The sequence below is a fragment of the Psychrilyobacter atlanticus DSM 19335 genome, from assembly GCF_000426625.1.
GTDB lineage: Bacteria > Fusobacteriota > Fusobacteriia > Fusobacteriales > Fusobacteriaceae > Psychrilyobacter > Psychrilyobacter atlanticus.
Window position 1 is genome coordinate 582387 of sequence record NZ_KE384548.1, and the last position, 18911, is coordinate 601297.

Consider the following 18911-nt stretch of genomic DNA (forward strand, 5'->3'; position numbering starts at 1 on the left):
AAAATGAAAATTATTATTTTATTTATTATGTTTAACCTTTTGATAGGTTGTAATAATATAAAACCAAATCAAGAGCTGGTAAATTCAGGAGAAAATATGGATTTTAAAGTAGATGCAGCTAAAGGAAGTAAATTTACTACTCCAGAGGCGGTAGAAATCCTGTCCAATGATATCTCCGATAATTACTTACTAGGACCAGGAGATGTTTTAATCCTCAATGTTTGGAATAGATCAGATGTCTCCAAAGAAGATATAATAGTAGGGCCTGATGGAATTATTAATATAATTAGGATAGGTATAATCCATGTAAATGGAAGAACTAGAGTAGACGTCCAAAATGAAATTTCTGAGAAATTAGCAAAATTTTATGTCGGACCAGAAGTAACTCTAGAGATAAAAGAATATACCAATAATCGTGCTTTTGTTCTAGGGCGGGTAAGTAAACCAGGTATAGTTAAGTTCCCAGGACAGGGGACGCTCTTAGAGGCACTTTCATTAGCAGGAGGGCTCCCTATCTTAGATGATGCTAAAGCACCATTGACACAATGTGCCATATTGAGGGGAAAAGATAAAATTATATGGATAGATTTAAAAGATCTTTTAAATAACGGGAATATGCTTTTAAATGCAAGGATTAAAAATAATGATGTTATCTTTATTCCTGAGAGTGGTGAGAGTGAATATGTATATGTCATGGGAGAAGCCAAGAAAACAGGGGTAGTAAAATTAACAAGTCAATTGACAGTTTTGGATGCTCTTATGCAGGTTGGAGGAGTAAGTAAGGATGCAAATACTAAAAAGATCTACTTAATTCGATTAGGAGTCGAGGGTCAGAGCCAGGCTAGAGAAGTTAATTTAAAAAACATGTTAGAGACGGGAGATATCAGACAAAATTATGTGTTAAACAGCAAAGATGTAATCTTTGTAAGTGAAAAAGGGATATCTAGCTGGAACTATATCATGAATAATATTATGCCGACACTTGAAGTTTTAGATCTTGGAAACAGTGTACTAAATGGAACTATTAGTTTAGATGATGTAAAAGTTAAATAATCTATCTTTATGGAGAAGCAATAAAACTAAATTTTTTATAATAAGGGGGAATAGATGAATAAAGTACTGAAGAATTCCATCATGGGAATGGGAACAAATATGATTTATTTAATAACTCGATTACTTATAACCCCTATTATACTAAGCTTTATAAGTTTAGAAGAATTTGGTCTATGGTCTATATGTTTTGTAATCATAAGTTATATTGGTTTAACAGGAAGTGGGATAGGAAATGCTTATATTACGTATACAGCTAAATTTTATGCAAATGGAAATAAGGAGAAAATTAATCAATTAATCAGTAGTGGGACTGTATTTTTAAGTGTGACCTCTATTGTCTTATATTCACTGGTTTATTTTTATATTGATCTAATTCTCTCATTTTTTAAAATAGAGAACTTAGAATTTTACAACACAGCTAAGGTCTTAATCTTAGGATCTGTTATTGCTTTTTTGATAGAACTTACTTTTGAGGGATTTGAGAATTTTTTTGAGGGAATTCAAGAGTTTGTTACAACAAGAACAATTTGGATTGCAACAAATTTTTTAGAGATTTTTTTGAGTATTATATTTTTGTTTAATGGGTTTGGAGTTAAAAGTCTTTTGTATGCTTATCTTATAAAAGCCATAGTCAAGGTAAGTTTGCACTATATCTATATGCATAAATACATCAAGCCAAAATTTATATTTAATTTTAATATACTTAAAGAAATTTTTAAATTTGCCAGCAAGATACAAATTTTAAGTATTATTGGGATTTTTATGACTACATTTAATCAATTGGTAGTGGCTAATATTTTAGGACTAAAACAGACAGGGTTATTTGAGTTAGGACGTAAATTGCCTCAAAAGGGAGCATCTATAGCTGGAGGCGCCTTTATATCTTTTATGCCTGCTGCAGCTGAAATTTTAAAAAATAACACCACTAAAAATGAAAATCATAATAATACCGATGAAAGAAGGACTAAAATTTATATAAAATTAGTGGGGTTAGGGATATATATAGGAGCTTTAACAGTCTTCTTTCATCTAATTTATACAGAAGCATATAAATTCAAGAACATAAGAATTAGTGGCTATTCATTTATTTTATTATCTGGAGTCAGCTTATTTTTTATGGCTTCAGGATTTGTTGGATTTAGAAATTATCTTTTGAAAGGTGATAGTGAACATATTGAAAATATAAAACTAAAAAAATTATATTTAAATGGGAATAGATATATATCACTTTTAACTTTTTACCTCTTTGTATTTTTAATTTTCTTTGCCCATGAAATATTATACGTTTGGATAGGAAGAAATGATTGGATGATTACAGCAACTATGATAATCTTTTCTTTTTCCATTATGACTAATTTAAATACTGGGGTAGGTAGTTCTATTATGAGAGGAGTGAATAAACCAGAATATGAGATAGAGTACGCAGTATTGAATTTTGTTTTAGCTATTTTTTGGATCATTTCTTTTACACTTTTATTTGGAATAGTAGGAGCAGCTATGGGGACAGCATTGAGTACTATAGTATCAAGCATTTATTTTATCTTAAGAATAAATAGGAATTTTAAAATAGAAATTACCGAATACTATGAAAAAACTTTGAAATACCCTCTTGTAATTTTCTTAATAGGGGGAGTATTATCTCTGTTATTATCTCTATTTAGAGTAGAAAATAGATGGATTGGTTTAGCTGTTTTAGGAAGTAAATTTTTAATTTATACTGTGGTGATTTATCTGACTCTTAAATATTACTTTAAATTAGAGGAAATAAGCCGATTAGAGAGAAAAATAAGGAAACTACTGGGAAAGGAGAAAATTTATGAAGGGGAAAAAAAATAAACCCATTGATATTATTACAACAATAACCAGATATATAAAAAGGGTCATTATAATTGGGACTGCTACTTTTTTAATCCTAAGCCCCTTAGCTTTTTTGATGAATAAATTAACTTATTTAACATCAGGAACCATAAAAATAGAACCTGTAGCTATGACAACATTATCTGGGTATGAAAATTCAATCACTAGTTATTACAAAGATTTTATCCAGACACAAATTTTTAAAATTCATAGTAAAGAAATTATTGAAAAAGCACTAAATTCCCTTCCAGAAGAAAAGAGAAAATTGTTTATAAAGGGCGAATTGCCATATAATAAAGAGTTGGAAATTATATGGAGGAGTATAGGGGTAAAAGCTGTGAGGGATTCACATCTTATTAATATAAATTTTACTTGGGAAACATCACAGGGGATGGATGAACTGGTCAATGCAATAATGAAATGTTACTTTACAAGCGTAGAAGAGGAGATTGGAAATAAGAATAATAAGAGGTTAAACTATCTAAAGACTGAACTTCAAAGGTTAGATAAGGAGATTAAAGTTGAATTTGACAAATTAAAGGATATAACCGATAAGACTAATACTTCTACATTTTCAGAGCAATTTAATCCGTATAATAGTCGGATAGCTTATTTAAATGAAGCTTATATAAGAGCATATGATGCCAAACTTCAAAGTGAAAATCGTTATTTAGAGGTTATGAATGAAATAGAAAATATAAAGGCTGTTCCTTTAACGGCTTTAATAGATGAGATGGTAGAAAAAGATCAATCTCTTTGGGATCTAGGATTTTGGACATATAAGACCTTGCAGGAGATGAGAGCTAGTCTAGATGGGATGACTTTACAAAATACAGATAGAAAATATGTAGAAGATAGAATGAAAAATATGTCTGAACATCTAGAACAACTTAGAGAAGATGTTAGGAAAAGAGCTACTAAAGTTATTACAAATAAAAGAGATTACACTTTAAAATTAAAAGAAATAGATTCTCTAAGTTTGCATCAATCTACAGCAAGGACAGAAAATCAGTTATGGGAAGATCTAACAGAGGAAAAACTTAAAGCTGCAGAAGTGTCTAAATTGATGCTTATAGGTGCAAGGATAGAAACAAATTTAAAAAATTTAAGAACAACATATGATCAAGTTACAGAAAGAATATATTACCTTACTGCAGAATCTATGGCGCCTAGTAGATTGAGCTTGGTAAAATCAGCAGACTATCCATTTGAACCATCAGGAGCTACAAAAAGTAAGTTATTAGCATTAATATTTATGGTATCTTATGGTTGGATTGGAGGGCTATGTATATTTATAGATCTTGTGGACAATAGGATAAGAAAAAGTAAGGATATTGAGAGTGCATTAGGGTTTAAATCTAATTGGCCGATTTCAGCTTTAGAGGATGGAGATTTTTTAAAAACAAGTCTAGTATATAAAAAAAGTCAGCCATATCAGGCTATGGAGTCCATAGCTGTACGGTTAAATAGAGATCATTTTTTGAATAAATCAAAAATAGTGACTTTTATTCCTACTGATTTGGGAATTGGAACTACGGAGATCATAGTAAATTTAGCAGATCTACTGTCTAAAACAATACCTAGGGTATTAGTAGTAGAGATAAAGTCTTCTGGCTGTTCCTTAGGAGAAAAATTAAAAATTACTGTAGAAGATGAAATCCCATACTACGAAAAAGAAAGAAATATTTATATCTATCCTAAGTTAGACGATGAAATAATGGAAACAACTAAAATATTAGAGATATTAAATAAGCATAGAGATGAGTTTGATTTAATTCTTATAGATAGTGAACCAATTTTAAGTTCTGGTATTACTGAATTTGCTGCTATCAATTCAGATATTGTTTATATTGTAACTCATGGAGACTACAGCCGATATAGAGACCTAAGAGCAGCAGTAGAGATAATAGAAAAACTAAAAATTGAAGCTCTTTCAGTAATTTTAAATTGGGGAAGTAAGGGTATTATAAAAAGACGAAGATAAGGGGGAATACATTGAATATATTTTATTTAACTCCTAAAATAAAAAAGATTGTAAGGTATGAAGATGATACTACTATATTAAAAAAATTAAAAAGAATATTTTTTAATGATAGAAAAGCTTCTGGAGGAATTCAGGTAATCTATGAACATGCTGATATTTTAAATGAAAATAATATTACAACTAAGGTAGTAAGTTTAGGAGGGAGATATAATAGTATCAATGCCGATTGGTTCGAGCATAAGACAACTATCTCATACTTAAAAGGAGAATTAAAAGGAATAGAAGAAGGGGATCTTATCATCTGTCCTGAGGTCATACCCCAAGAAATTTTACAGTTTAAAAAAGGAAAAAAACTTCTTTTTGTACAAAATTGGGCTTTATATAGGGAGGGAAGTGCTGAAAAATATGGATTTGATGGGATAATAACTCTAGAAGGGTATTGTACTGAGTATATGAAGGAGCGGTCAAATCTGCCTATTTTTAGTGTCTTAAATGGGCTAGACTTAGATAAATTTAGTTATACAAAAGAATTGAAAACTCCTAATACAATGCTAATTTTATATAGAAAGAATCAAAAAGATATAGATGAGTTTATTGAGAAGTTTCCAGATGATTTAAAAGATACTTTTGAATTTGAGGTTATATATGAACACTTAGAAAAAGATGAGTTGATAAAAAGATATGAAAAAAATGATATCTACCTGTCTTTTGGTTACCCAGAGGGATTTGCATTACCTCCCTTGGAAGCTATGGGGTGTGGATGTGTAGTCATAGGTTTTACAGGCCGTGGGGGAGATATTCATATGATACACAATAAGACTGCTCTTACAAGCATGGATGGAGATGTAGAAAGCTTGTATACCCATCTTTATAGATTAAAAAATGAACCTAGACTCAAAGAAGAATTGAGATTTAATGGGACAGAGAAGATAAAAGAGTTCAGTAAACAAAATATGGAAAGCAGTGTACTGAAATTATTTAAGGAGGTAGAAGATGTACTATAACTATTTAATTCAACTACCTGTTATGATAAAGGAAGATAAAATCTATATGGGGAAACTACCTGCGATAGATATAAACCTTCATATAGATCTATTGCCTAAAGGTGTAAAATTAAGGTTGATAGCTCCTTTAGTTTTAGATTTAAACGAAGATTATATTTCATTAAACGAGAATATGGAGTTTATCCCCCTTGAATATGAAAATTCATTTAGAGAGGGCCTTAGAGTCTATCGAAAGAATAAAAAAATAATTAACAACGCTCTCTTAGAGGGAGGAGTGCTTCATACTGGAGGAGGAGGATATCCATATATGATCTCCTCTTGTTACACAGGAATTAGAGATTCTCAAAAATATGATATAAAGAAATTATTTATAATGGATTGTGATCTTGTAGGGAAATTAAAAGCAGATCAAGTAGATAGGAGTAAAAATATTTTAAAAAAAATATTTTGGACAGGGTTTATGCATTATTCTAAACACTTATATGAAAAGAGCATAGGAATCGGAGACACTGCCTTTATGTTAGGGGAAGGTGTTTACCAAAAATACTCTAAATTTAGTAAAAATCCATTTAAAATTTACCAACCTATTGTAGGGGAAGATCAAATAATTGAGGAATCAGCTTTGGAGAAAAAGTTGAATTCTATAGATGAAGATTTCGATAAAATCAAATTTTTTTATATAGGCAGGCTAGCCTATGAAAAGGGGTTAGATACATTAATAAATGGATTCATAGGGATTTCTAAAGAAAAATATGAAATTAATATAATTGGTGATGGAGATGAGATGGATAGGTTAAAAAAGTTAGCTGAAGACCTGGATATCGATGTTAAATTTTGGGGATGGGTACCTTGGGGTGAACAGCTATTTTCTATTATTTCAAAACAGCATATAATAATAATACCACATAGAACAGAAGAGATGACTCGTACAGTATTTGATAGTATGGCCCAAGGTGTCGGTTTTATAACAACAAAAACTATTGCACTATGTGATGTAATTACTAAAGTAAAAAATGGGATAACATTTGATATCGATGATACAAATGAACTAAATAAACATATTAAAAGGGTAATAGAAGATACAGATTTGATAAAAAAATGGTCTATGAATTCTTTTAATTATATAAAAACACATAATAATAGGAGTTATATTATTGAAAGGATTAAGAAATTAGAAAAAGATGGTTTTTTTAAAATATAATTTAAAGGAATGATGATTATGAAGGCATTAGCACTTTTTCCATTGATTATAAATATAATAGTTTTGATGACAAAGGGTGAAAAAGCTGCTTTTAAAGTAGTTTTATTTTGCCTTTTTGCAATACCTAGCTATTATTATTTTCCCACTCCAGGTCTTCCAGATTTTAATTTTTTTCACTTTTCATTGTTCCCACTATTTGGTTGGTGGGTCATGAATAGAGCGAGTGAGTTTAAAATTGAATTTTTAGATATTTTGGTTTTTCTCTATGTTTTAATCTCTATTATGAGTGAATTTACTACAATGGGGTTTGCTGATGGGAGAAACCTTTTAATAGATAGAACAGTACAAATAATAATGCCTTATATTTTAGCTAAAGAATTTCTATCTACTTTAGAAGATAAGATTGAATTTGCAAAATTTATTACGGTTGTAGGGGCTATTTTGGCTTTTTTCTCACCCCTTGAGTTCAAATTTGATTTAGCAGTTGTAGATGTTTTGCAATTTGTCTGGCCAGAGTATCTTAGGTGGCCGGGCTGGGCAAGATATGGATATGTAAGAGCAGCAGCTGTATATGCACACCCAATTTTGGCTGGGATGATGTGGGCTTTTTATTCCTTGTTTGCTATTTGGTTACGAAGGAGAAAAGTTTGGAAAAATGACAATATTGCAAAACTAATAATACTTTTAAATGTTGCAGGGATGTTAATGTCGATATCTAAAGGACCTATTTTAGGATTTATTGCTGGAGGAGTCCTTTTGGTTATTGGCTGGACAAAGAAGAGATTTATGGCTTTTACATTGGTAGCTATAATTTTAGCTATCGGTCTACCCCCTGCAAGTATAAAATTTATACAGTATGCATCTGTAAATAGATTTAATGCTCAAAATGAAACTCAGGAAAACATAGCATACAGAAAAGAGCTCATAGATAATTATGTTGTTGAGGTAAAAAAACAACCTTTATTGGGATATGGAAGGAATGGAATGCCAGTAGTCAATGGGCAGGTAAGTATAGACAATCAGTATCTTTTCATTGCTCTTCTACATGGGGTAATTGCTATGTACCTTTTTTTAGGAATGACATTTTATAGTATGTTTAAGTGCTTGAGAATTGGATTAAATACATCATTTGATAACCCCTACGGGGAGTTATCCTGGCTTATAGTAGCTTGTGCATTTACATGGTTTGTTACTTTGGCAACTGTCTGGATGGGGGCTCAGAGCGAGCAGATTGTATTTGTATTTATTGCTTTTGCTAGTACAATGAAAGCTGGATCTTTTGTTGAAGAATCCAAAACAGAAGATATCTCTTCAGAGTGGAACTTTAGACAGATATAAAAGGGGGAGTTTTATGAAGATAGCTTATTTAGTAAGTGAGTTTCCGGGGATATCTCATACATTTATCCTACGAGAAATAGAGGAACTAAAAAATAATAATGTAGAAGTAGTAACAGTCTCTATAAATAGTCCTCAAAATTTAGAAAAAATGGACGAAAAAGAAAAATTATATTATGACACGACTTTGTATCTAAAGAGGGAATTAAAAAAAAATCTTTTTAAATATTTTTTTAAGATGTTTACACCGCAAGGGATAAATATATTTTTTTCAACGGTTAGATTAAATTATTTTAAAGGGCCTAAAAGTCTTATAAAAACTGTTGGATATTTTTTAGAGGAATTGGTTCTCTTAGCTCATTTAAAAAAATTAGAAGTAGATCATATTCATATTCATTTTGCCAACCCAGCTGCATCTTTGGTCCTGCCAATAAATAAACACACCGATATAAATTATAGTCTTAGTGTACATGGACCAGAAATTTTTTATAACACTGATAAAAATTTATTGGAGGAAAAATTCAGAGGTGCTGTTTTTATACGAGGAATAGGATTTTTTTGTAGGAGTCAAATTATGAGATTTTTAGACCCCAAACAATGGGAGAAAATTCATATGGTCCCATGTGGAGTAGACCCAGAGATTTATAGGAGATCTGAGCTGCCTAGAAATGAAACAGTTAATATAGTATCGGTAGGAAGGCTTACACCTAGTAAAGGGCAGATTATAATCTTGAAAGCGTTGAACAGATTGGCTAAAAAAGGGTTGAATTTTAAGCTTAATATAATAGGTGGAGGGATTGATGATTCCCTTTTAAAATCTTATACAAAAGAGAATAATTTAGAGACACATGTAAAATTTTTAGGAGTGAAGTCAAGAGAGGAAACTAAAGAATTTTTAAAAAAAATGGATATATTTACATTGCCATCTTTTGCCGAAGGAATTCCAGTCTCTTTAATGGAAGCTATGTCTATGGAAATACCAGTTGTAAGTACCATAATAAATGGGATACCGGAATTAATTCAAGATGGTAAAAATGGATTTTTGGTTATGCCAAGTGATATAGAAGGCCTTTCAGAAATATTTGAAAAATTGATTCTAGATGATGTTCTTCGAAAAAAGATTGGAGAAGAAGGAAGGAAAATTATAAAGAATAAATATAATATCTATAAGTCTGCTGATAAAATGGTAGAACTTTTTAAAACTTATTGAGCTAGGAGGGTTTTATGATTTTTATTTTCTGGTTACTTTATATAGCTAATATTTTTTCTATATTTTATTTGAGTATTTTACTGTTTTCTTATCTTTTTATAAAACAGAAAACTTATCCCATTGTAAATACACAGAAATCTTTTAAATTGGCTGTCTTGATTCCTGCACATAATGAGGAGCTCTACATAGAAAAATGTTTAAACTCCCTTCAGAGAGCTTCTAAGGGTGGTAATTTAGTAAAGTTTTATGTTATTGCTGATAACTGTACAGATAGTACTGCTGATCTTGCATCAAAATGTGGAGCAGAAGTGATGGAAAGGAAGGACACTAAGAAAAAAGGTAAGGGATATGCTTTAGAATATGCATTTGATAAATTAAAAGATTATGATTATGACCTCTATCTTATTGTGGATGCTGATAGTGTGGTAGAAGAAAGTTATTTTCTTTCAATCTTTGATGGATATAGAAAAGGCTTCGAAGTGATGCAAGGAGGATATTTTGTAAAAAATAGGGTAAATAATAAAAATAAACTGATGAATTTAGCACTTTTAGTATTTCATGGGATTAGACCCTATGCTAGGGAAAAATTAGGTGCATCTGTGGGTCTCTTTGGAAATGGATTTGCTGTAAGTAAAGAAGTGATTACTGAAATACCATATAGAGCTTACTCTATAGTAGAAGATGTTGAATACCATTTGAAATTAATAGATAAAAATAAAAAAGTACACTATATTAAAGAGGCTAAATTATATGCTGATTTCCCCATATCCAAAGAAGGAGCGAGTACTCAAAGAGCAAGATGGGAAGGGGGAAGATTACTAATAATTAAGACCTACCTTCCAAAGTTAATTATTAAATTTTTAAAAGGTAGAGTTAATTTTATAGAGCCGATATTGGAATTGGTTACTCTACCTATGGCATATATAGTTTTGATTCTTTCGTTGCTGCTTTTATCTGGATTACCGTTTTTTATGATATTTTCTATTTACGGTTTTTTACTCATAGGAGTTTATGTTATTGTTGCGGTAAAGAGATTTGGCGATAGAACTGATTTTATATCTCTTAGAGGAGTTCCTTCCTATGTATTTTGGAAGATAATAAAACTACCACTTATCTTTAAAAATAGTAAAAAAAATACAAATTGGAAAAGGACTAAAAGAGATTAGGAGGTATTATGGATATTTCGATTATTATAGTTTCATTTAATACAAAAAATTTACTTATTGACTGTATTGAGAGTCTGAAGAAAGAAATAAAAAAATTAAAAAATAAATATCCTGTGATAAAAACAGAGATAATTATTGTAGAAAATGGTTCACATGATGGCAGTGATATTATGTTGAAAGAACAATATTCAAATTTAGAACTTTATTTTTCAAAAGTCAATTTAGGTTTTGGTGAAGGAAACAATGTGGGAATGAGAGTTGCCAAGGGAGAATTTGTAATTTTATTAAATTCTGATGCTTTTTTTGAAGAAAATTCATTGTTAAAATCGTATGAATTGATGTTAAATAATCCAAAAGTAGGAGTAGGAGTAGGGAAATTAATAGGTCGTGACCAAATATTTCAACCTTCTAAAAGGTCTTTTCCCAGTGTTTTTAATGACTTTTTCAAATTGAGTGGTTTAGAAAATAAATATCCTACTTCTAAATTATTTGGTCGGGGTGACTATCTCTATGAATCACCTGATTTAGAAAGGGAATGTGACTGGGGTCCAGGGGCATTTAATATCATAAGAAATGAAGTTTTAAAGGAAGTTGGATTATTTGATTCTGCTTTTTTTCTCTACTATGAAGAGGTAGATTTGGCTAAAAGAATAAAAAAAGCAGGCTATAAGGTCTATTACTGGCCTCAAATAGAGGTAGTTCATATAGGAGGGGAATCGGCTAAATCTTTAGATAAAAAAAGAGTAGCAAAATCAGGAAATCAGTTAACTCTTTGGAGACTTCAGAGTCAGTATATCTATTATAAGAAGCATCATGGAGCTTTTACAGCGTATTGCTCAAAATTTGTAGAATCCAGCTGGAGTAGATTGAGGATTCTTAAATCTTCAGATCAAGTAAAGAAAGATCAGTTATTGAACCACATAGAAACAATTTCGGAAGCGTGGGATAACACCGAAGGGGGAAAAATATCTCCTCCTAAACCTTGGAAGTAGGTGAATATTATGTTTGGAAATATAAAAAAAGATTATATAAATCACAATAAAGAGTTTTTAAATGTTGGTTTCTTTGCTATGGTTGTCTATCGTTTCGGACGTTGGAGATACGGTATTAAAAATAAATTTATTAGAAAACCTTTTTCTCTCATCTATAAACTCCTTTATTTTAATATAAAAAGTCGTGGAATTGAACTCCCATGCGAAGTTATTTTAGGAGAGAACTTTCAAATTCACCATAATGGAGGGATAGTGGTGAGTGGCTACACTCAATTTGGGAATAATTGTATTGTAAGAAATGGAGTAACTATAGGTACGGCACGAATTGATAAGATTGAAGCTCCAAGGATAGGGGACAATGTAAATATAGGTACTGGGGCAAAAATTTTAGGTGGTATTGTAATAGGAAATAATGTTGATATTGGTGCTAATGCTGTTGTTTTAAAAGATATACCAAATGATTGTATAGCTGTTGGAATTCCAGCTAGAATAATAAAAAAAGACAAATAAATACTAATTCCATGAATACTGATATTTTGCAGTAAATAAAGGTTGACTAAAATTAAATGATGTTTTTTCGTTCTAATGAATTTATTAGTTAAAAAAAGCATCTAAATATTGTAAAAGTTCAGATAATAATTATCAAGGTAGGTGTTTTATGATGAAGAATAGTGTAGTTTCTGTATTTGGTTATTTATTTAATAACTATAGTACGCCTGAATTAGCTGCAAAGATAATGGAACATGTAAAAAAAGATAATAAAATACTTTGGCAGATAGTTACTGTAAATATGGATTTTATTGACCGAGCCAAGAGGGATGAAGAGCTGAGATATATAATAAAATCATCTAATATAGTTACTGCAGATGGGATGCCTATTATCTGGGTCTCCAAACTATTTGGGAAACCTTTAAAAGAAAGGGTTACAGGTTCAGATCTGACGCCAATACTGATAAAAGAAGCTGAAAAAAATGAAGTACCACTATTTTTTTTAGGAGGAACCATAAAAGAAAATGAAATAGCGATAAAAAATCTTAAAAGAGACTATCCAAAGTTAAAAACAGGAAATTTTTCACCGGAAGTAAAACCCCTTTTAGCTATGGAAAATGAAGAAATCTTAGAAAAAATAGCAGAAATAAAGCCTAAAATATTATTTTTATCTTTGGGTAGCAAAGCTGAAAAATGGGCTAGAATGAATAGAGATCAGTTAGAAGAGATAGGAGTAAAAGCCGTAATAGGTGTAGGAGCGACTATTAAATTTTTAGCTGGAACGGTCAACAGAGCACCATTGTGGATGCAGAAAAATGGTTTGGAGTGGTTTTATAGACTGATGCAGGAACCGACCCATCTGTATAAAAGATATTCTAGAAATTTTGTAGCATTGGTGGCTGAGGTTGTCCATGAATTATGGAGGAGTTCAGAACAGGAATTCAATGGGATTATCTATAATCGAAGAATCTTTGCTTCACCTATAGTTGAGGACTTAAAAATTCCTGAAAAAGGGGTTTTACAACTGAAGTTAAAAAATAAAATACAGGTTTATCACCTGAATAAATATAAAAAAAGGCTTCATAAAGTCATATATGGAGATGAAATTCAAAAAGTTGAGATAGATTTTTTAAGAGTAACATTTTTAGACTCAGCAGCTCTAGGTTACCTTTTAAGGATGAACCAAGAGATGACTATGCTGGGAAAAGAACTGAAAATTTTAAGGATTTCACCACAATTATATAACTTGTTTAAATTTAGAAAATTAGATGATTTTCTAGACATGGATTTTTATGTTCAGAGAAAACCGCCAGAACTGGATATAAAATATTTGGAAGAATATAAAAATAAAGAAATTTTAAATGATGGATTATATTTTTTCAATAAAAGAATTATAGATTTAGCCGGAACCACTGTAGGTTTAGCTTTATCTGCACCTATAGTACTGTTAGCAGGGTTAGCTATAAAACTAGAGGATGGAGGACCAATCTTTTTCAAACAAGTCCGTGTTGGTAAGGGAGGGAAACCATTTTATATTTATAAACTCAGATCAATGGTTTTAAACGCCGAAGAATTAAAGGTGCAGCTGGAAGATAAGGCGGAGATAAAGGGAAAAATATTTAAGATGAAAAATGATCCTAGAATCACAAAAGTTGGTAAATTTTTAAGAAAAACCTCTATTGACGAGATGCCGCAATTTTATAATGTGTTCAGGGGAGAGATGAGTTTGGTAGGACCTAGACCAGCCATAGATCATGAAGTTGGAAAATACAGTTATGAAGAATGTGGAAGAGTAGTAAAAGTAAAGCCTGGTATTACTGGTATTACTCAAATCAGAGAAAGATTAGATGGGAAATTAAATTTTGAAGAACAGATTAAATATGATTTTGAATATATTGAAAAAAGAAATAGTCTTCTTGACCTTTGGATATTATTTAAAACTGTATATGCTGTTTTAAAAGGATCTGGTGAATAAAATGGAATATACAGCAAGGGTAAAGATAAATTTAAAAGAAGTAAAATTAATTGAAGAGTTACTCAAAATAGAGATTAATAAGAATAAATTGACTATTGAATCTCACAATTTAATTGAATACAATGAAGTTTTAAAACGCTTATTGAAAAAAATTCAAATGGGACAAATTCATATTTTAGAGGATATTTTAGAGCATTCAGAGGAGAATAAGTGAAGTATCCAATGTATATTATTTAAATTTAAAGACCTAGTAAGCTACCTTACTAGGTCTTTTTTTGCTAATAATTAAATTCTTTTAAAAATCTGTCTATTCCGTCTTGCCAGGCAGGCATCTTTATTCCTAGTGTTTTTTCAACTTTTTCATTTGAAAGTTTTGAATATTTAGATCTTTTAGCTGCTAAATTAAAATCACTTGTTTTAGCCCTTTCTAGTTTTCCTTTCCATCCAATAGAATTTAAGATATATTCGGCTTGGTCAAATTTACTGGCTTCCCCGCTATTCGTTATATGATATAATCCATATTTATTAGTTTGAATTAATTTCCATGAAAATAGTGCCAGATCATAAGAATATGTAGGAGAAGATGTTTGATCATCTACAATACTTAATTTTTCATTGTTCTTTGACCAATTAATCACTTGCTTATTGAAGTTGTTATTTCCTACACCGAAAACCCAAGAAGTTCTTATAATATAAGATTTATTGTGTGTAGTTGATACTAGTTTCTCCCCTTGAGCTTTGGTTTTTCCATAGATAGATAATGGAGAGACTTCATCTGTTTCAACATAGGGAATACTCTTATTTTCTCCAAAAACAAAATCACTGGAATAAGTGACGTATATCGCATCTATTTTGTTAGCTATTTCAGCTAACATGTTTGGTGCAATTGTATTTAGTTGATAACAGAAGTCTTTTTCTATCTCAGCTTTGTCGACATTATTATAAGCAGCACAATTAATAATATGAGTAAATTTTTTATTTTTTATAAATGCTTCAACATTAATTTTATTGGTAATATCAAGCTCTTTATGATCAGTAGCAATATATTCAATGTTCAAATCAGTAAATAGTTTTTGAAAATCTTGGCCTAACTGCCCATTAGCTCCTGTAATTAATATCATAATTTAACTCCTTTGTTTAAAAATTCTTTTAATGATTGCTGGATTTTATCTTTCTCTGAAAGTAATAACTCACTTTCATTTATTTCATATTTTTCAAAATCCCAGTTGATATTGATATCTTTATCATTCCAAAGTATTCCTGAATCAAATTCAGGAGCATAATAGTCTGTACATTTATATTGAAATTCGGTATTATCTTCTAAAGTTAAAAAACCATGTGCAAACCCTTTGGGGATATAATACATCTTTTTATTTTCTGCACTTAAGAGAACTTTATACCACTGACCGAAAGTTTTACTTCCATGGCGAAGATCTACTCCGACGTCTAAAACAGATCCAGAAATCACCCTTACTAATTTACCTTGGGCATTTTGGGTTTGAAAATGTAAGCCACGGAGAACACCTTTTTTAGATTTAGAGTGATTGTATTGTACAAATTCATCATTTATCCCCAGAGCGTCAAAATCTCTTTTAGAATAACTTTCTAAAAAAAATCCTCTATCATCTCCAAATACAGTAGGTTCAATGATTATAAGTTCATCTATTCCTGTTTTTATTTTTTTAAATTTATTCATATACCCTCCTACTTGATTAAATTCATGAGATATCTTCCGTAATTTGACTTCAATAATGGTTTTGCTAATTCTTCTACTTTTCCTTTATCTATCCATCCCTTTAAATATGCTATCTCCTCCAAGCAGCTAACCATAATTCCCTGTCTCTTCTGGACTGTAGAAACAAAGTTAGCAGCATCTAATAAGCCTTCCTGAGTCCCTGTATCCAGCCATGCCATACCACGACCTAAGTTGATTACGCTTAAGCTCCCTTCATCTAAGTAAATTTGATTTAAGGAGGTTATTTCTAATTCACCTCGAGGAGATGGCTTAACTTTTTTAGCTTTTTCTATAACTGTATTGTCGTAAAAATATAGTCCTGGTATAGCAAAATTTGATTTAGGATTTTTTGGCTTTTCCTCTAAAGAAATAGCCTCACCGTTTTCATTAAACTCAACAACACCAAAGTCTTCTGGATTATTTACTGGATATCCAAATATTGTGGCTCCTTTTCTTTTTTCAAAAGCACCTTTAAGTTTACCAGTTAATCCATGACCATAAAACACATTGTCTCCCAGTACGAGAGCACATGGGCTGTCCCCAAGAAACTCTTCTCCTATTATAAAAGCTTCAGCTAAACCATTTGGAGATTCTTGTATAGCATACTCTAATTTTATTCCATAATCAGATCCACTTCCTAGTAACTCCTCAAAGACACTTATATCACGAGGTGTAGAAATTATTAATATCTCTTTAATCCCTGCTAACATGAGCATAGAAAGGGGATAGTAGATCATAGGTTTATCATATATGGGATTTATTTGTTTGCTGATTGCTTTAGTTATAGGGTAGAGCCTCGTTCCAGATCCACCTGCTAATACGATTCCTTTCATAAATTGACCTCCATATGTTTAATAAATTTTAGTATTTAATTCTTTTAATTTTATCAAATAGATATCATTTTTTAATTTATCTAAAACAGTTTCTAATCTTTCAGGTTTACCAAGATAGTATCCTTGGAAAATAGAGACTCCTAATTCCATTAAAAAGTTAATTTCCTTTAGTTCTTCTACACCTTCGACTACAATTTTCAGGTTTAAATTTTTCCCCAGCTGAATTATTGTTTTGATAACATTCATATCTCTATGAGTTTTAAACATATTTACTACAAAAGATCGATCGATTTTAAGGGTTGTTACGGGCAATTTAGCCAGTGAAGATAGAGATGAATATCCAGTTCCGAAATCATCGATAAGAAAATTTACTCCCCTGTCTTTTAAAGTTTCAATTTTTATTATAGAATTATCGACCTCGTCTATAAAATTGTCTTCTGTTAACTCAAATTCTATGTCATCTAGATTGTCATATTTTTCAAGCATTTCCTCTAGGAAAAATTCTCTATTAAAATGAACGGGAGATATATTTAAAGATACCTTTGTTTTTAAAAGCTCAATATCTTTTTTTACCTGTTTTATTAAAAACTCAGTAAGGGAGATTATCAAGGAGGATCTCTCGGCTATAGGTATAAAATTCATAGGAGAAATCATCCCTTTTTCCTTATGATTCCATCTCATAAGTGCTTCAAATTCAACGTTTTTTGTCAAGACATCTATTTTAGGCTGATAGTAAACTTCAAATTCATTGTTATGAAGACCTCTTTGAATATCTAATTCCATCAAAGCAGTTTCTTTTTCACTATTTCCTTTTATAAATCTCAATTTTTCAAATAAAACTCTTAACATAGGGTTTAAGTTAGTTTCTCGGTCCCATTTTAAGAAGACTTTACGAACGGTCATGTGTAGCTCTCTTTTTTTCATAAAATCATATTTTTTTAAAAATAATTCAAATCTCTTTTCTAATTCTTCGATTGTTCCACCAGAGAGGGGTTCTTTGATAGCTACTAAAAACTGATCTCCATTTAACCTTATTATTTCATCTGTTTCTCTAAAAGCCATTTTTAAGACCTCAGCAAGTTTTTTTATCATATCATCGCCTACTTTTGTTCCAAATTCTTCATTTATATAGGTCATGTCCATGATGTCAAACAATCCCACAAACATTTTTTTATCTTCAAATGGTAGATCTTTTATTATTTGATTCATCCTTTCTATCCCTTTTTCTCTTTTTAAAACCCCAGTGAGGCCATCATAACTGATATTTTTGATGAAATTTTCTCTAATTTTTTTCTGTTCTTTCATATTTTTAGATATTATTAATATAAATAATAATAATATTAATAACATCAGCAATGTATGTAATATCTGATAAGAAATCTTTTTAAAGATAATTTTATTTAAATTAGTTATTGTCATGTCAGCACCAGATATATATTTTCTACCGTCTTCAGCAGTTGAGATGATATATATCGATCTATACTTACCTAGGTTATCAGAACTGTTGATATATATGATATCCCGATTGTTAAACATATCGATAGTTTCTTCAATTGAATCATCCTCAACATCCTCAAAAGTAAACCAATAAAATTGAGAGAGATCTTTATCTTTAAAATACTCAAGGTATTCCTCACTAGATCCACCAATAGAAGTATATGTAGGCATATTATCTTTAATTATAATGGTATATAGATAGTCAATTTCGTTTATATGGGCTATCTCTATAAGTTTTTCTGATGTTTCTAGAATTTGCTTTTCATCATATGACTTTTTGTTCATGCCATGAAAATTGTAATCATCTCCTATATAAAAAGGCATATTTTTTGCAGTTTTATAAAGGTTTTTATCTATTCTTTGAAGTTCTTCGTGGTATAGGGTGTTAGTTTCATAGTATATATCCAGCAATACTCCCGCCAATAAAATCAGAAAAACATATGTACTATTCACTTTAATTTTTTTTAATTTCATAAGAACTCTCCTTAAAATCAGAGATATAAGAACCTTGATTTTCCCTTTGTTTTATTTGAATCGCAGTAAAATGTTAAAACCTTAATAATTATTTATACAGATATAT

16 protein-coding genes are annotated in these 18911 nt (G+C 30.5%); 12 read left to right on the forward strand and 4 right to left on the reverse strand.

Annotated elements, in window-relative coordinates; genetic code table 11:
- The first annotated feature begins 3 nt into the window (after positions 1–3).
- From K337_RS18690 to K337_RS0114715, 12 genes are all read left to right on the forward strand, one after another.
- On the forward strand, positions 4–1053 hold the full coding sequence (locus tag K337_RS18690; RefSeq protein WP_051251816.1) for an SLBB domain-containing protein: 1050 nt from the start codon (positions 4–6) through the stop codon (positions 1051–1053).
- A gap of 54 nt (positions 1054–1107) precedes the next feature.
- On the forward strand, positions 1108–2889 hold the full coding sequence (locus tag K337_RS0114665; RefSeq protein WP_028857259.1) for an oligosaccharide flippase family protein: 1782 nt from the start codon (positions 1108–1110) through the stop codon (positions 2887–2889).
- On the forward strand, positions 2870–4894 hold the full coding sequence (locus tag K337_RS0114670) for a hypothetical protein (RefSeq protein WP_028857260.1): 2025 nt from the start codon (positions 2870–2872) through the stop codon (positions 4892–4894). Before K337_RS0114665 ends, K337_RS0114670 begins: the two co-directional genes overlap by 20 nt.
- Positions 4895–4905: 11 nt before the next feature.
- Positions 4906–5898, forward strand: a complete 993-nt coding sequence (locus tag K337_RS0114675) for a glycosyltransferase (protein WP_028857261.1) — start codon at positions 4906–4908, stop codon at positions 5896–5898.
- Positions 5888–7099, forward strand: a complete 1212-nt coding sequence (locus K337_RS0114680) for a glycosyltransferase (protein WP_028857262.1) — start codon at positions 5888–5890, stop codon at positions 7097–7099. Before K337_RS0114675 ends, K337_RS0114680 begins: the two co-directional genes overlap by 11 nt.
- Positions 7100–7117: 18 nt before the next feature.
- Positions 7118–8437 (forward strand): O-antigen ligase family protein, encoded by a 1320-nt coding sequence (locus tag K337_RS0114685; RefSeq protein ID WP_028857263.1) that lies wholly within the window; start codon positions 7118–7120, stop codon positions 8435–8437.
- 13 nt (positions 8438–8450) lie between these two features.
- Positions 8451–9644 carry a glycosyltransferase family 4 protein gene (locus K337_RS0114690; RefSeq protein ID WP_028857264.1) on the forward strand — a complete coding sequence of 398 codons (1194 nt, stop codon included), beginning with the start codon at positions 8451–8453 and terminating at the stop codon, positions 9642–9644.
- 14 nt (positions 9645–9658) lie between these two features.
- The gene (locus K337_RS0114695; RefSeq protein ID WP_028857265.1) at positions 9659–10810 is read left to right on the forward strand and encodes a glycosyltransferase family 2 protein; all 1152 of its coding nucleotides are present in this window, start codon (positions 9659–9661) and stop codon (positions 10808–10810) included.
- An 8-nt stretch (positions 10811–10818) separates the two neighbouring features.
- Positions 10819–11802: a glycosyltransferase family 2 protein gene (locus K337_RS0114700; protein ID WP_037029970.1), complete on the forward strand. Its 984-nt coding sequence runs from the start codon at positions 10819–10821 to the stop codon at positions 11800–11802.
- Between the two features lie 9 nt (positions 11803–11811).
- Entirely contained in the window at positions 11812–12312 is a 501-nt protein-coding gene (locus tag K337_RS20320; RefSeq protein ID WP_028857267.1) for a serine O-acetyltransferase, read from the forward strand.
- A gap of 151 nt (positions 12313–12463) precedes the next feature.
- Positions 12464–14266: a WecB/TagA/CpsF family glycosyltransferase gene (locus tag K337_RS19660; RefSeq protein ID WP_169712893.1), complete on the forward strand. Its 1803-nt coding sequence runs from the start codon at positions 12464–12466 to the stop codon at positions 14264–14266.
- A 1-nt stretch (position 14267) separates the two neighbouring features.
- Complete coding sequence (locus K337_RS0114715; protein WP_028857269.1) at positions 14268–14480, forward strand: hypothetical protein; 213 nt, start codon at positions 14268–14270, stop codon at positions 14478–14480.
- Between the two features lie 64 nt (positions 14481–14544).
- On the opposite strand, the gene rfbD is transcribed toward K337_RS0114715, so the two are convergent.
- From rfbD to K337_RS19385, 4 genes are read right to left on the reverse strand one after another with little or no spacing between them, the layout of a single operon-like run.
- Positions 14545–15387 (reverse strand): dTDP-4-dehydrorhamnose reductase, encoded by an 843-nt coding sequence (rfbD, locus tag K337_RS0114720; protein WP_028857270.1) that lies wholly within the window; start codon positions 15385–15387, stop codon positions 14545–14547.
- Positions 15384–15962, reverse strand: a complete 579-nt coding sequence (gene rfbC, locus K337_RS0114725; protein ID WP_028857271.1) for a dTDP-4-dehydrorhamnose 3,5-epimerase — start codon at positions 15960–15962, stop codon at positions 15384–15386. Before rfbC ends, rfbD begins: the two co-directional genes overlap by 4 nt.
- Positions 15963–15970: 8 nt before the next feature.
- The gene (gene rfbA, locus K337_RS0114730; protein WP_028857272.1) at positions 15971–16834 is read right to left on the reverse strand and encodes a glucose-1-phosphate thymidylyltransferase RfbA; all 864 of its coding nucleotides are present in this window, start codon (positions 16832–16834) and stop codon (positions 15971–15973) included.
- 18 nt (positions 16835–16852) lie between these two features.
- The gene (locus K337_RS19385; RefSeq protein WP_028857273.1) at positions 16853–18805 is read right to left on the reverse strand and encodes a GGDEF domain-containing phosphodiesterase; all 1953 of its coding nucleotides are present in this window, start codon (positions 18803–18805) and stop codon (positions 16853–16855) included.
- Positions 18806–18911 lie beyond the last annotated feature (106 nt).

What these genes read in the sequence shown, in the direction of transcription:
- K337_RS0114700 (WP_037029970.1), top strand. Translation starts at nt 10,819, where the DNA reads ATGGATATTTCGATTATTATAGTTTCATTTAATACAAAAAATTTACTT.
- K337_RS19660 (WP_169712893.1), top strand. Translation starts at nt 12,464, where the DNA reads ATGAAGAATAGTGTAGTTTCTGTATTTGGTTATTTATTTAATAACTAT.
- K337_RS0114690 (WP_028857264.1), top strand. Translation starts at nt 8,451, where the DNA reads ATGAAGATAGCTTATTTAGTAAGTGAGTTTCCGGGGATATCTCATACA.
- rfbD (WP_028857270.1), bottom strand. Translation starts at nt 15,387, where the DNA reads ATGATATTAATTACAGGAGCTAATGGGCAGTTAGGCCAAGATTTTCAA.
- K337_RS0114685 (WP_028857263.1), top strand. Translation starts at nt 7,118, where the DNA reads ATGAAGGCATTAGCACTTTTTCCATTGATTATAAATATAATAGTTTTG.
- K337_RS0114670 (WP_028857260.1), top strand. Translation starts at nt 2,870, where the DNA reads ATGAAGGGGAAAAAAAATAAACCCATTGATATTATTACAACAATAACC.
- K337_RS0114695 (WP_028857265.1), top strand. Translation starts at nt 9,659, where the DNA reads ATGATTTTTATTTTCTGGTTACTTTATATAGCTAATATTTTTTCTATA.
- rfbC (WP_028857271.1), bottom strand. Translation starts at nt 15,962, where the DNA reads ATGAATAAATTTAAAAAAATAAAAACAGGAATAGATGAACTTATAATC.
- K337_RS19385 (WP_028857273.1), bottom strand. Translation starts at nt 18,805, where the DNA reads ATGAAATTAAAAAAAATTAAAGTGAATAGTACATATGTTTTTCTGATT.
- K337_RS0114680 (WP_028857262.1), top strand. Translation starts at nt 5,888, where the DNA reads ATGTACTATAACTATTTAATTCAACTACCTGTTATGATAAAGGAAGAT.
- K337_RS0114665 (WP_028857259.1), top strand. Translation starts at nt 1,108, where the DNA reads ATGAATAAAGTACTGAAGAATTCCATCATGGGAATGGGAACAAATATG.
- rfbA (WP_028857272.1), bottom strand. Translation starts at nt 16,834, where the DNA reads ATGAAAGGAATCGTATTAGCAGGTGGATCTGGAACGAGGCTCTACCCT.
- K337_RS0114715 (WP_028857269.1), top strand. Translation starts at nt 14,268, where the DNA reads ATGGAATATACAGCAAGGGTAAAGATAAATTTAAAAGAAGTAAAATTA.
- K337_RS18690 (WP_051251816.1), top strand. Translation starts at nt 4, where the DNA reads ATGAAAATTATTATTTTATTTATTATGTTTAACCTTTTGATAGGTTGT.
- K337_RS20320 (WP_028857267.1), top strand. Translation starts at nt 11,812, where the DNA reads ATGTTTGGAAATATAAAAAAAGATTATATAAATCACAATAAAGAGTTT.